The organism is Enterococcus sp. JNUCC 77, from assembly GCF_054819945.1.
The window spans coordinates 1,333,017-1,346,763 of the sequence record NZ_JBTHIG010000001.1 but is presented as its reverse complement, the minus strand read 5'-3'; the positions used below and the strand labels follow the sequence as shown (position 1 = coordinate 1,346,763).

The 13,747-nt window shown below is 37.1% G+C and carries 11 protein-coding genes; 10 read left to right on the top strand and 1 reads right to left on the bottom strand.

All coding sequences use genetic code 11. The features are described from left to right. Position 1: 1 nt before the first annotated feature. The 10 genes from ACVWNY_RS06670 (at position 2) to ACVWNY_RS06625 (ending at position 12,007) form a co-directional block, all read left to right on the top strand. The gene (locus ACVWNY_RS06670; RefSeq protein WP_218325257.1) at positions 2-1,273 is read left to right on the top strand and encodes a solute carrier family 23 protein; all 1,272 of its coding nucleotides are present in this window, start codon (positions 2-4) and stop codon (positions 1,271-1,273) included. A 15-nt stretch (positions 1,274-1,288) separates the two neighbouring features. Further along, positions 1,289-2,215 (top strand): aspartate carbamoyltransferase catalytic subunit, encoded by a 927-nt coding sequence (locus tag ACVWNY_RS06665; protein ID WP_218325258.1) that lies wholly within the window; start codon positions 1,289-1,291, stop codon positions 2,213-2,215. 12 nt (positions 2,216-2,227) lie between these two features. After that, positions 2,228-3,508: a dihydroorotase gene (gene pyrC, locus ACVWNY_RS06660; protein ID WP_218325259.1), complete on the top strand. Its 1,281-nt coding sequence runs from the start codon at positions 2,228-2,230 to the stop codon at positions 3,506-3,508. A gap of 2 nt (positions 3,509-3,510) precedes the next feature. Next, positions 3,511-4,590, top strand: a complete 1,080-nt coding sequence (locus tag ACVWNY_RS06655) for a carbamoyl phosphate synthase small subunit (protein WP_218325260.1) — start codon at positions 3,511-3,513, stop codon at positions 4,588-4,590. Further along, positions 4,590-7,772, top strand: a complete 3,183-nt coding sequence (carB, locus tag ACVWNY_RS06650; protein ID WP_218325261.1) for a carbamoyl-phosphate synthase large subunit — start codon at positions 4,590-4,592, stop codon at positions 7,770-7,772. Before ACVWNY_RS06655 ends, carB begins: the two co-directional genes overlap by 1 nt. Before the next feature lie 73 nt (positions 7,773-7,845). Next, the gene (locus ACVWNY_RS06645; RefSeq protein ID WP_218325262.1) at positions 7,846-8,616 is read left to right on the top strand and encodes a dihydroorotate dehydrogenase electron transfer subunit; all 771 of its coding nucleotides are present in this window, start codon (positions 7,846-7,848) and stop codon (positions 8,614-8,616) included. After that, entirely contained in the window at positions 8,616-9,539 is a 924-nt protein-coding gene (locus tag ACVWNY_RS06640; protein ID WP_218325263.1) for a dihydroorotate dehydrogenase, read from the top strand. Before ACVWNY_RS06645 ends, ACVWNY_RS06640 begins: the two co-directional genes overlap by 1 nt. Then, on the top strand, positions 9,540-10,256 hold the full coding sequence (gene pyrF / locus ACVWNY_RS06635) for an orotidine-5'-phosphate decarboxylase (protein WP_218325264.1): 717 nt from the start codon (positions 9,540-9,542) through the stop codon (positions 10,254-10,256). Next, on the top strand, positions 10,257-10,889 hold the full coding sequence (gene pyrE / locus ACVWNY_RS06630) for an orotate phosphoribosyltransferase (RefSeq protein WP_218325265.1): 633 nt from the start codon (positions 10,257-10,259) through the stop codon (positions 10,887-10,889). Between the two features lie 92 nt (positions 10,890-10,981). Further along, positions 10,982-12,007, top strand: coding sequence for an AI-2E family transporter (locus ACVWNY_RS06625; RefSeq protein WP_218325266.1), 1,026 nt, complete (start codon positions 10,982-10,984; stop codon positions 12,005-12,007). Positions 12,008-12,024: 17 nt separating this feature from the next. Here the strand turns inward: ACVWNY_RS06625 and efbA are convergent, their stop codons facing one another. Next, positions 12,025-13,722, bottom strand: a complete 1,698-nt coding sequence (efbA, locus tag ACVWNY_RS06620) for a fibronectin-binding protein EfbA (protein ID WP_454071177.1) — start codon at positions 13,720-13,722, stop codon at positions 12,025-12,027. Between the last annotated feature and the right edge of the window lie 25 nt (positions 13,723-13,747).

Sequence of the window (13,747 nt, the reverse complement as noted above, 5' to 3'; positions counted from 1 at the left end):
AATGAGCGAGTTCCACAATGACGATGTCGTTTTAGATATTCACGATCGTCCCAAACCAGTTCACTGGGTCGGACTAAGTATTCAACATCTATTCACTATGTTTGGTTCAACAGTCCTAGTTCCAATTTTGGTCGGTATTAATCCAAGTATTGCCTTAGTCAGTTCAGGTTTAGGAACATTGGTTTATCTTACTGTAACAAAAGGAAAAATTCCAGCTTATCTTGGCAGTAGTTTTGCTTTTATTGCAGCCATGACGATGCTAATGAAATCAGATGGTTATCCAGCAGTCGCCCAAGGAGCAATCACATGCGGAATTGTCTACTTGATTGTTTCAATCATCATCAGAAAAATTGGTTCAGCTTGGCTGGATAAAATTTTACCGCCGATTGTGGTCGGACCAGTGATCATGGTTATTGGTTTAGGTCTAGCAGCAAATGCGGCGAATAACGCTATGTATCACAACGACAAATATGATTTCAAATATGTAGCTGTTGCTTTGATTACTTTAGCCTTAACAATTATTTTCAATATGTTCTTAAAAGGTTTTATCGGATTAATTCCAATTTTATTAGGAATTGTAGGTGGCTATATTACGGCGATGTTGTTTGGCATTATTGATTATCAACCAATTATTGATGCCAACTGGTTTGCATTACCAGCTTTCGAAATACCCTTTGTAAACTATCAACCAAGTCTGCATTTAAATGCCATTACGATTATGGCACCAATTGCTTTTGTTACTATGACGGAACATATCGGACATTTGATGGTTTTAAACAAATTAACCAAACGAAATTTCTTTGATGATCCTGGTTTAGATCGAACCTTGTTAGGTGATGGCTTAGCACAAATCGTGGCTGGTTTGGTGGGCGGTCCGCCAGTAACTAGTTATGGCGAAAACATTGGAGTATTGGCTATAACCAAAGTGCACAGTGTGTTTGTTATTGGAGGAGCTGCTGTTTTTGCAGTAGGACTAGGATTTGTCGGCAAGTTAAGTGCTTTAATATTAAGTATCCCAAATCCAGTGATTTCTGGTATCAGTTTCATCTTGTTCGGTGTAATTGCTGCCAGTGGATTGAAGCTTTTAATTGAAAACAAGGTTGATTTTGATCGAAAAAAGAATTTATTAATTGCTTCAACCATTTTAGTAATTGGTATTGGCGGATTAGTCTTTCAAGCAGGAACATTTACATTATCAGCGATGGCATTAGCAACAGTCTTAGGTATTTTTCTAAATCTTGTTTTACCAGAAAAAGCCCTTAGTGAAAAATAAGGAGGCACTCATTGCATGATTATTCAATCGGAGATCATTAGTTTAAAACATTTATTGACGGTGGAAGCATTATCAGATCAAGAGGTTATGGGTTTAATTAGACGGGGTCAGCAATTTAAGTTAGGAGCACCATGGGCACCGCAGAAAAATCAGTATTTTGTGTCAAATCTATTTTTTGAAAATAGCACTCGAACTCATAAAAGTTTTGAAGTGGCTGAGAAAAAACTTGGCTTAGAAACAATCGAATTTGACGCACGGTCAAGTTCGGTCCAAAAGGGTGAAACTTTATATGATACTGTTTTGACCATGTCAGCAATCGGCGTAGACGTTTGTGTGATTCGCCATGGAGATGAAAATTATTATGACCAACTTATTCAAAGTAAGACCATCAATTGTTCAATCGTTAACGGCGGTGATGGTAGTGGTCAACATCCAACACAATGTTTACTGGATTTAATGACTATCTATGAAGAATTTGGTCACTTTAATGATTTAAAAGTTGCGATCGTTGGTGATATCACCCACTCAAGAGTAGCTAAATCAAATATGCAAATGTTAAAACGATTAGGTTCAGAAGTGTTCTTCTCCGGTCCAGAAGAATGGTATGACAAGAGTTTTGATGTCTACGGAACTTATAAACCATTAGATGAATTAGTGGATAATGTGGATGTCATTATGCTTTTACGTGTGCAGCATGAGCGTCATGACGATAAAGAAAGTTTTTCAAAACAAGAATATCACGAGAAGTATGGTTTAACAGTAGGGCGATCAAAAAGATTAAAGAAAAAAGCAATTATCATGCATCCAGCACCAGTAAATCGTGATGTAGAAATTGCAGATAGTTTAGTAGAAAGCCTGCAATCACGAATTATCGAGCAAATGTCAAATGGTGTCTTTGTGAGAATGGCAATTTTAGAAGCAATTTTAAACGGTATTTCTTAAAGGAGCGAAACGATGAAAACATTAATTAAAAACGGGTATATTGTAACAAAAGATAACGAAATGACAAAAGTCGATCTCTGGTTAGAGAATGGCATTATCAAAGGTATCGGACAAGATTTTTCAGAACTAAATTTTGATCAAGTTTATGATGCAAAAAATCAGTTGATTTCCCCGGGATTGGTTGATGTCCATGTACATTTAAGAGAACCGGGATTTACCTATAAAGAAACCATTAGTACAGGAACAAAATCGGCAGCTCGCGGTGGATATACAACTATTTGTGCGATGCCAAATTTAAATCCAGTCCCAGACACAGTTGAAAAATTTAATGAAGTTGTAAAAATAATTAATGAAGATGCAGTGGTAAAGGTTTTACAGTACGCACCAATTACTGAAGAGTTACGTAGTGAAATTTTAACAGATCAGGCCGGGTTAAAGGCAGCGGGTGCATTCGCTTTCACAAATGATGGAGTAGGTGTTCAGACTGCTGGTACTATGTTTTTAGCTATGGAAGAAGCAGCTAAAAATAATATGGCAATTGTAGCCCATACAGAAGATGAATCTTTATTATTTGATGGTGTCATGCATAAGGGAGAAATTAGTGAGAAGCTCGGATTACCTGGAATTATGAGTGCAACCGAATCTTCACAAATTGCTCGTGATTTAATTTTAGCTGAAGAAACGGGCGTTCATTATCACGTTTGTCATGTTTCAACTAAAGAAAGTGTACGCATCATTCGCGATGCAAAAAAAGCTGGTATTCATGTGACAGCTGAAGTTGCGCCTCATCATTTAATTTTAGCCGATCAACAGATTCCTGAAGATCATGGATATTGGAAAATGAATCCTCCTTTACGAGGAACTGACGATCGAGAAGCTTTAATTGAAGGATTATTAGATGGAACGATCGATTGCATCGCAACTGATCATGCACCACATGGACATGAAGAAAAAAATCAAAGTTTCTTAAAAGCACCTTTTGGGATTGTAGGTAGTGAAACAGCATTTCCACTCATTTATACTCATTTTGTAGAAACAGGACGCTTTACCTTAGAACAAGTGATTGACTGGATGGCTATTAAACCTGCTGAAATTTTTGGTTTGAAAGTTGGGACATTGAATATCGGTGAGCCAGCAGATGTGGTCGTCTTTGATTTAGAAACAACAGAAGAAATTGATGATAAAAAATTCGCATCGATGGGTGTGAATACACCATTCAGCGGTTGGCCAGTGAAAGGAAATACCTTGCTGACTTTTGTAGACGGCAAATTAGTTTATCGTAAGGAGGATTAATTTTGAAACGATTATTGATTTTAGAAGATGGTACTGTCTTTGAAGGAGAAGCTTTTGGAGCAGAGGCCAATGTATTTGGAGAAATCGTCTTTACGACTAGTATGACCGGCTATCAAGAAACTATTACCGATCAAAGCTTTAACGGACAAATTATTACTTTTACTTATCCAATGGTGGGAAACTATGGCGTGAATCGCGATGATTACGAAAGTATTTCACCAACTTGTAAAGGTGTCGTGGTGAAAGAACATGCGCGACTTGCCAGCAATTGGCGCAATCAAATGACTTTAGATGAATTTTTAAAAAGGAAAAATATACCTGGAATTGCCGGGATTGATACCAGAGCACTAACAAAAAAATTACGTAATCACGGTACAATGAAAGCCAGTATTATTGAACCAGGTGATAAATTTGAACATGCATTTGATCAGTTAAAAGCAACTGTTTTACCAACAAATCAAGTGGCACAAGTTTCAACATCAACGCCTTATCCAAGCCCTGGAATTGGTCGTAATGTGGTAGTGATTGATTTTGGCTTAAAACATAGTATTTTGCGGGAGCTTTCTAGAAGAGAATGTAATCTAACAGTGATGCCTTATGATACTGACGCGCAAACAATCTTAGATTTGCAACCAGATGGTGTGATGTTAACCAATGGACCGGGAGACCCCAAAGATGTTCCTGAAGCAATTGAAATGATTCGTCAAATTCAAGGGAAAGTACCAATTTTCGGAATTTGTTTGGGCCATCAGTTATTTGCTTTGGCTAATGGAGCGGATACGTATAAAATGCGTTTTGGTCATCGCGGTTTAAATCATCCAGTTAGAGAAGTTGCTACTGGAAAAATTGATTTTACCTCTCAAAATCATGGGTTTGCAGTAAATCCTAAAACAATTGACCCTGAGAAATTACTAGTGACGCATGTAGAAGTAAATGATGGCACTGTTGAAGGAATTCGGCATCGTGATTATCCTGCTTTTAGTGTGCAATATCACCCTGATGCAGCACCGGGTCCCCATGATGGGATTCATTTATTTGATGAATTCATGGAAATGATGGATGCAGGAAAGGAGCAAGCTTAATGCCAAAGAGAACAGATATTAAAAAAATCATGGTCATCGGTTCTGGTCCAATTGTAATTGGTCAGGCCGCAGAATTTGATTATGCCGGCACGCAAGCTTGCTTGGCTTTAAAAGAAGAAGGCTATGAAGTTGTTTTAGTAAATTCAAATCCAGCAACAATCATGACGGATCGTGAGATTGCTGACAAAGTATACATTGAACCAATTACATTAGAGTTTGTCTCTAGGATATTACGCAAAGAATTACCAGATGCAATCTTACCAACCTTAGGTGGTCAAACTGGATTGAACATGGCGATGGAATTAGCTGATTCTGGTATTTTAGATGAGCTGACGATAGAATTATTAGGAACCAAGCTTTCAGCCATTGACCAAGCAGAAGACCGTGATTTATTTAAACAATTAATGGAAGAATTAGACCAACCGATACCTGAATCTGAAATTGTGACAACAGTTGAAGAAGCAGTTGATTTTGCTAAAATTATCGGTTATCCGGTGATTGTTCGCCCCGCATTTACTTTAGGTGGAACAGGCGGTGGAATGTGCGATAATGAAGACGAGTTACGAGTAATTACAGAAAATGGTCTGAAATTATCACCGGCTACTCAATGTTTAATTGAAAAATCAATTGCTGGTTACAAAGAGATTGAATACGAAGTTATGCGAGATTCTGCCGACAATGCAATCGTAGTGTGTAATATGGAGAACTTTGATCCAGTTGGAATCCACACTGGAGATTCGATTGTTTTTGCGCCAAGTCAAACTTTGTCTGATTATGAGTATCAAATGCTACGGGATGCCTCTTTAAAAATTATCCGTGCTTTAAAAATTGAAGGTGGCTGTAATGTTCAATTGGCTTTGGATCCAAATAGTTTTAACTATTATGTAATTGAAGTAAATCCTCGTGTTTCTCGTTCCTCAGCGTTAGCTAGTAAAGCGACTGGTTATCCGATTGCCAAGTTGGCGGCAAAAATCGCTGTTGGTTTAACGTTAGATGAAATGAAAAATCCGGTAACTGAAACTACTTATGCAGAATTTGAACCAGCTTTAGACTATGTTGTAGCAAAAATTCCCCGTTGGCCTTTTGATAAATTTGAAACGGGTGAACGTATTTTAGGTACACAAATGAAAGCAACTGGTGAAGTCATGGCAATCGGACGGAACATCGAAGAAAGTCTGTTAAAAGCTGTTCGTTCACTGGAAATCGGTGTTCACCATGTAGAATTGCCAGAGCTTGCAGAGGTATCTGATGATAAATTAACTGAAAAAATGGTTAAAGCTCAAGATGATCGTATTTTTTATCTGGCTGAAGCTTTACGTCGTAGTTATTCGATTGAAGAATTACATGAATTAACTAAAGTAGATTTGTTCTTTTTAGATAAACTATTACACATTGTTGAATTAGAAACTGAGTTGGCACAAAACCAAAATGATTTATCTACTTTGAAAAAAGCTAAACAAAATGGTTTCAATGATCGAAAAATTGCACAACTTTGGGAACAAACAGAAAAAGAAATTCGTGATTTACGTAAACAAGAAAATATCTGGCCGGTCTACAAAATGGTAGATACTTGTGCAGCCGAGTTTGAATCACAAACACCTTACTTTTATAGTACGTACGAATTTGAAAATGAAAGTGAAGTCTCAAAGAAAGAGTCAGTTTTAGTACTGGGATCTGGACCGATTCGGATTGGCCAAGGAGTTGAATTTGACTATGCAACAGTTCACTCAGTAAAAGCGATTCAATCCGCTGGCTATGAAGCAATTATTATGAATAGCAATCCAGAAACTGTTTCAACTGACTTCTCTACTTCTGACAAATTATATTTTGAACCACTGACTTTTGAAGATGTGATGAATGTAATTGATTTGGAACAGCCTTTAGGTGTCATCGTGCAATTTGGTGGACAAACAGCAATCAATTTAGCTGAACCTTTGCATCATGCTGGTGTGAATATTTTAGGAACAACTATCGAAGATTTAGATCGGGCGGAAGATCGTGATCAGTTTGAGCAAGTATTACAAGCTTTAAATATTCCGCAACCACCAGGCGAAACGGCAACTAGCGCTGCAGAAGCGGTAAAAGTTGCAGAGAGAATCGGTTATCCTGTATTAGTGCGTCCAAGTTATGTACTTGGCGGTCGAGCAATGGAAATTGTTGAAAATCAAGCGGACTTAGAAGATTATATGGCCCACGCGGTAAAAGCTTCACCAGAACATCCTGTTTTAGTTGACCGTTACATGGTTGGTCAAGAATGCGAAGTCGATGCGATTTGTGATGGTACGACAGTATTAATTCCTGGAATAATGGAACATATTGAAAGAGCTGGGGTTCACTCGGGTGATTCAATGGCTGTTTATCCGCCGCAAACTTTCTCACAAGAAATTAAAAATACAATTGAAGATTATACACGACGGTTAGCTATAGGAATGAATTGTATTGGTATGATGAACATTCAATTTGTTATTCATGATCAGACAGTCTATGTAATCGAAGTGAATCCAAGAGCCAGCCGAACAGTGCCATTTTTAAGTAAAATTACTGATATTCCGATGGCGCAAGTTGCTACGAAAGCAATTTTAGGTGAAAGTTTAACTGATTTAGGATATCAAGATGGATTATATCCTGAAAGTCAGTTGGTTCACATTAAAGCACCAGTCTTTAGCTTTACAAAATTACAAAAAGTAGACACTTACTTAGGGCCAGAAATGAAATCGACTGGTGAAGTAATGGGTAGTGATCGCAATTTGGAAAAAGCACTTTACAAAGCTTTTGAAGCTAGTGGATTACATTTACCAGACTTTGGCTCAGTATTATTCACCATTGCAGATGAGACGAAAGAAGAAGCTTTAGATTTAGCGAAACGTTTTAAAGAAGTTGGTTATAGTTTACTGGCTACTAAAGGAACTGCTGAATACTTGAAAGAGCATGGTGTCGAAGCCAAAACGATCGCAAAAATATCTGAATCTGCTGAGGATAACGTGGTAGAATTAATCAGACAAGGTGATGCACAAGTTGTAATCAATACAATGGACAAAAATCGTCAAAATACTTCTGATGACGGCTTCATTATCCGCCGAGAAGCGGTTGAACATGGTGTACCATTATTTACTTCACTTGATACAGCAAATGCTATCTTAAAAGTGATGGAATCTCGAGCATTTTCGATTCAAGAAATTTAATACGTAGAATTATCAGCAGGAGTAAAAAAATTCTGCTGATAATTTGGAAACAAATGATATACGGGAGGCTAATATGAAGCAGGAAATGATGAGAATCGTCAGTCAAATTGAAATTGCGCCACGCATTTTTGAATTGGTTTTACAAGGACAATTAGTTAAGCAAATGAAACAGCCAGGACAATTTATCCATATCCGCGTGCCTCGCTCAGATTTATTGCTACGCCGTCCGATTAGTATTAACCAATTTAATTTGACTGATCAGACTTGTACAGTGATCTATCGAATCGAAGGGGCTGGGACACAAGCTTTTTCTGAGATGACAGCTGGAGAAATGTTAGATGTTATGGGGCCTTTAGGCCATGGATTTGAATTGACAGATTTAAAAGCTGGCGATACTGCATATATTGTTGGCGGCGGTATTGGCATCCCTCCATTGTATCAACTTTCAAGAGATTTAACTGCTAAAGGAGTGAAGGTTGTTCACTTTTTAGGTTTCACGACTAAAAAAGATATTTATTACTTGGATGAATTCAATCAATTAAGTGAGACAAAAATTTCAACTGATGATGGTACCTTTGGTAAAAAAGGACATGTTGGTCATCTTTTAGCGGAAACTACTGAAAAACCCGATGCTGTTTTTGCTTGTGGTCCGAACGCATTGTTAAAAACTGTTGAAGGCTTTTTCGATGAAGTTGAAAATGTTCAGCTTTCTTTGGAATCACGTATGGCCTGTGGAATGGGTGCTTGTTACGCTTGCGTCTGTCATGTGCCAGAAGATCCAAACCAAAGTCTAAAAGTTTGTGAAGATGGGCCAGTTTTTAAAGCCGGGGAGGTAATCATTTAATGAATCGTTTAGCTGTTAATTTACCAGGGCTGAATTTAAAAAATCCAATTATGCCAGCCAGCGGATGTTTTGGTTTTGGTAAGGAGTATGCGGATTATTATGATTTAAATCAATTAGGATCGATTATGATTAAAGCAACTACACCACTCGTTCGTTATGGAAACGAGACACCACGAGTTGCTGAAACTGCCAGTGGAATGCTAAATGCTATTGGACTACAAAATCCTGGATTAGAGGTCGTAATGAATGAAATACTGCCAAGTTTGGAAAAATTTCAAGATTTGCCTTTAATTGCCAATGTAGCAGGTGCTTGCGAAGAAGATTATGTAGAAGTTGCCAAAAGAATTGGTGATGCACCGAATGTCCATGCGATTGAATTGAATATTTCTTGTCCCAATGTAAAACACGGGGGCTTATTATTTGGAACCGATCCAGATGCTGCTGGAAGTTTGACAAAAGCGGTTAAAGAAGTTGCGAAAGTACCAGTTTATGTAAAATTATCTCCTAATGTGACCGATATTGTTCCGATTGCAAAAGCAGTTGAACAAGGAGGCGCAGATGGTTTTACGATGATTAATACTTTAATGGGAATGCGGATTGATTTAAAAACGCGACGACCAATTTTAGCAAATATGACTGGAGGTTTGTCTGGACCGGCCATTAAACCAGTTGCCATCCGTTTGATTCATCAAGTTGCTGGAATTACCGACTTGCCCATCATTGGCATGGGTGGCGTACAAAATGTTGATGACGTGATTGAAATGTTTTTAGCAGGAGCCAGTGCGGTCGCCGTGGGAACGGCAAACTTTACTGATCCATATATTTGTCCCAAATTAATTGATTCCTTACCACAAAAATTGGATGAATTAGGTATTGAATCTTTGGAACAATTAAGAAAAGAAGTTAGAGAGGCGCGAGGTTAGATGGAAAGAAGACCAATTATTGCTTTGGATTTTGCTTCAAAAGAAGAGATTATCCAGTTTTTAAAAAAGTTTCCTAAAGAAGAGGCGTTATTTGTAAAAATTGGCATGGAACTTTTTTATCAAACAGGACCTGAGATTGTTTCCTTTTTAAAATCGTCTGGACACGATGTTTTTTTGGATTTGAAATTACATGATATCCCAAATACAGTAAAAAAAGCTATGTCTGGCTTAGCAAAACTCGGAGTAAAAATTACCAATGTTCATGCTGCTGGTGGCATTGAAATGATGGAAGCGGCTAAAGCAGGGTTGATCGAAGGAACGCCAACTGGTGAAGCTGTACCAGAATTAATCGCTGTGACTCAACTTACTTCAACTTCTGAAAAACAAATGCATGAAGATCAATTAATTCCAGTTAGCTTGCAGGAAAGTGTCTTACATTATGCCAAGTGTGCGGACAAAGCTGGCTTGGATGGAGTAGTTTGTTCAGCTCTAGAAGTTGCGGCTATTCATCAAGCAACAAATCCTGACTTCGTCTGTCTTACACCAGGAATTAGACCACAAGGAGCCAGTGTTGGTGATCAAAAAAGAGTCATGACACCAGCCGATGCTAAAAAAATTGGCTCTACTTACATTGTAGTAGGTCGCCCGATTACTCAAGCAGAAAATCCTTACGAAAGCTATTTACAAATAAAAAATGAATGGAACGGTGAAAAATAAATGACTACCATTGCAGCAGAAATTGCCAAAGATTTATTATCCATTGAAGCAGTCTCATTAAGTCCAGATGAACCCTTTACTTGGGCTAGTGGTATAAAATCTCCTATTTATTGTGATAATCGAATTACCATGAGCTATCCTAAAGTTCGCCGTGCAATCGCCAAAGGTTTAGCGGAAGAAATCAAAAAAAATTTTCCTGATGTAGAAGTGATTGCCGGAACAGCAACTGCTGGTATACCCCATGCTGCTTGGGTAGCTGAAATTTTAGATTTACCGATGGTCTATATTCGTTCTAAAGCAAAAGACCATGGTAAAGGAAATCAAATTGAAGGCCGCATCAAAGAAGGTCAAAAGATGGTTGTTATTGAAGATTTAATTTCAACTGGAGGCAGTGTTTTAGAAGCTGCCACTGCAGCAACTAAAGAAGGTGCTAATGTTTTGGGCGTTGCAGCAATCTTTACTTATGAGTTAGCCAAAGGTGTTGATAATTTTAAGGAAGCAGATATAAAATTGGTAACATTAACCAATTATTCAGCTTTGATTGAAATTGCTTTAGAAGAAAAATACATCAATGAAGATCAATTAACTCTATTGAAAAAATGGCGGGAAAATCCTGAAAATTGGTTAGCTTAATAAAACAAAGCATTATTTACTCTGAGAAAAGAGTGAATAATGCTTTTTTCTTTTAATAAATGATAGAATGATTAAGAAGTGGAGGGGTGTCCATGTATCAAAAATTTATCGAAAATACTACTTTAAGACGTTTGACTGTTTTAGTTAGTGTAATTATTGTCCTATTCTGCGTCCGTGAATTTATGACGACGATTTTACTGACCTTTATTTTTACTTTGTTGGCTGTAAAATCGGTAGATCTTATTCAACGCTGGCTTAAATTACCGACTTTTTTACTAACTATGCTTTTGTATTTTATTGCAGTATTTGTAGTTTATTTATTGGTTACAAAATATGCTAATTTTTTAATTAATCAAGTGATTCATACCTATAATACGTTATTTGCTTTTTACCAGAATCAATCGAAAGAAGCAGAAGGTGTAGTTAAGTTCGTTGCTAATTATCTTGAAACCCACAATTGGCAAGATAAATTGGAGAGCGGAGCATCGATTGTGTTTACCCAGTTACAAAATGCGGGTCGCTTAACAATAGCTTTCATCATGTCGTTTTTATTAAGTTTTTTCTTTATGGTGGAAAAGAAAAAGACAGTCCGTTTTTCTGGTAGCTTTTTGACTAGTCATTTTGCTTGGTATTTTAAAGATCTTGCTTATTTTGGGAGTATTTTTATAGAAACATTTGGTGTGGTTATCGAAGTTCAAATATTGATTGCGGTGGTTAATACTATTGTTACAACAATTGGATTAGGAATTATCGGTTTCTCACAATTACCAACTTTAGCAATTATGATCTTCTTTTTGAGTTTAATTCCTGTTGCTGGTGTGATTTTTTCTTGTGTGCCGCTAACATTGATTGCTTATTCAACCGGTGGCATTCAAACAGTGATTTATGTATTAGTTTTAATAATCGTTGTACATTGCGTAGAAGCTTATGTTTTAAATCCACAATTCATGTCTAGTCGAACCAATTTACCAATTTTTTTTACGTTTGTCATCTTATTAATAAGCGAACATTTCCTAGGTCTGTGGGGATTATTAGTAGGGATTCCAATCTTCAATTTCTTTTTAGAGATATTGGATGTCCAAGTTCCTAGTTTTAAAAAGAAAACCGCCCAAAAATAAAACTTTGGGCGGTTTTTCTAATTTTCAGTATTGTTTTTCAATTGTTGGATAGTTGTTTCTTCAGGTGTTACAAATAACGTTTTTTGATTTTCATAAATAACAAATCCTGGGTTTGCACCATTGGGTTTATGAACGAATTTTACTTGCACATAATCCACGGGAACTTGAGCTGATTGACGATATTTTGAAAAGTATGCAGCTAGTTCGGCCGCCTCCAATAAAGTTTTTTCACTAGGATTGTCTGATCTAATAATCACGTGAGAGCCTGGGATATTTTTAGCATGGAGCCAAATATCGGTCTTCCGGGCTTTTTTCAAGGTCAATTGATCGTTTTGTAAATTATTTTTGCCGACTAAAATCGTCGTGCCATCACTAGCAATAAATTTTTCTGGCTGTGAAGGTTTGTGTTGACGGTTTTTCTTTTGACTACGTTTCTTTAAGTAGCCACTAGCAATTAACTCTTCACGAATAACATCGATATCCATTGGACCGGCAATCTCTAATTGTGCCAAAATAGATTCTAAATAATTGATTTCTTCTTGGGCTTCTTTAATTTGCGCATCAATTAATTTGACCGCATTTTTGAGCTTTTGGTAACGGTGAAAATATTTTTGAGCATTTTGATTAGTAGTCAATGCTGGATTTAACTTTATTTCAATCGGTTGATTCTCTTCATAATAGTTTTCTAAAGTGACTGAGTCAACACCTCTAGGAACTTGTGCCATAAAAGTTGTTAAAAGCTCACCATCACGTCGAAAGTCTTCTGCATTTTCTGAATCCTTCAAGGTTTGTTGACGCTTTGCGAGTTTTGATTGATTGCGGCTGATTTCATTTTCAACTTTTTTGATCAGCTGGTTACCGAGCTGTTTTACACGGTCTTTCTCTGCTTTTTCTCCATAAAACGCGTCTAATAATTGACTTAAATTATCGTAAGACTGCTTTTCTTCAAAAGTTAGAAAGGAGATCGGCGCAAACAATTCTTTATTTTTGATTTTCCCTAATGTCGGAGTTGGTTGTTGTACTTCTTGCCAAAAGTTATCCCAAACAGCCATTTTTTGATTGCTGATTTCCTCTAAGCGGTAGACAAGTTCATCCGCCGTATCGCGACCAAGTCCTTGGAAATTTTGTTGTAAATATTTACCAGTTAATTTTTCAGCCGTTGATACTATTTCAAATACTTGTTCCTTATTTGCCTTAAAAGGATTTATTTGCTCCTGTGAAGGGGGAGTAACATAGGTTGAACCTGGTAAAATACTTCGATAAGAATTTTGTGAAGGTCCGATATGCTTGATTGCATCCAAAATCTTGCCACTGGTTTGATTAACTAAAACAATTGTTGAATGACGTCCCATTAATTCAACAATCAGAACTAATTTTTGCTGATCACCTAACTCATCTCTTTTATTGATCGTAAAGTGGACCACACGATCATTTTCAATTTGTTCGATATTTTCTAAAATACCCCCTTCTAAATGTTTTCGTAACATCATGGCAAAAGTGGGTGGGGTACCAGGATTACTATAAGCAATATTGGTTAATTGGATTCGCGCATAGCTGGGATGCGCCGATAACAATAAACGTTGATTTTTTCCGTTGGCGCGTATGACTAAAACCACTTCATTTTCATAAGGTTGGTGGATTTTTGAAATACGACCGCTAATTAGTTGGTCCAATTCCTGAACCATTACATGGGTAAAAACACCATCAAACGACATCTGTATTCCTCGATTCTTTCCTAGA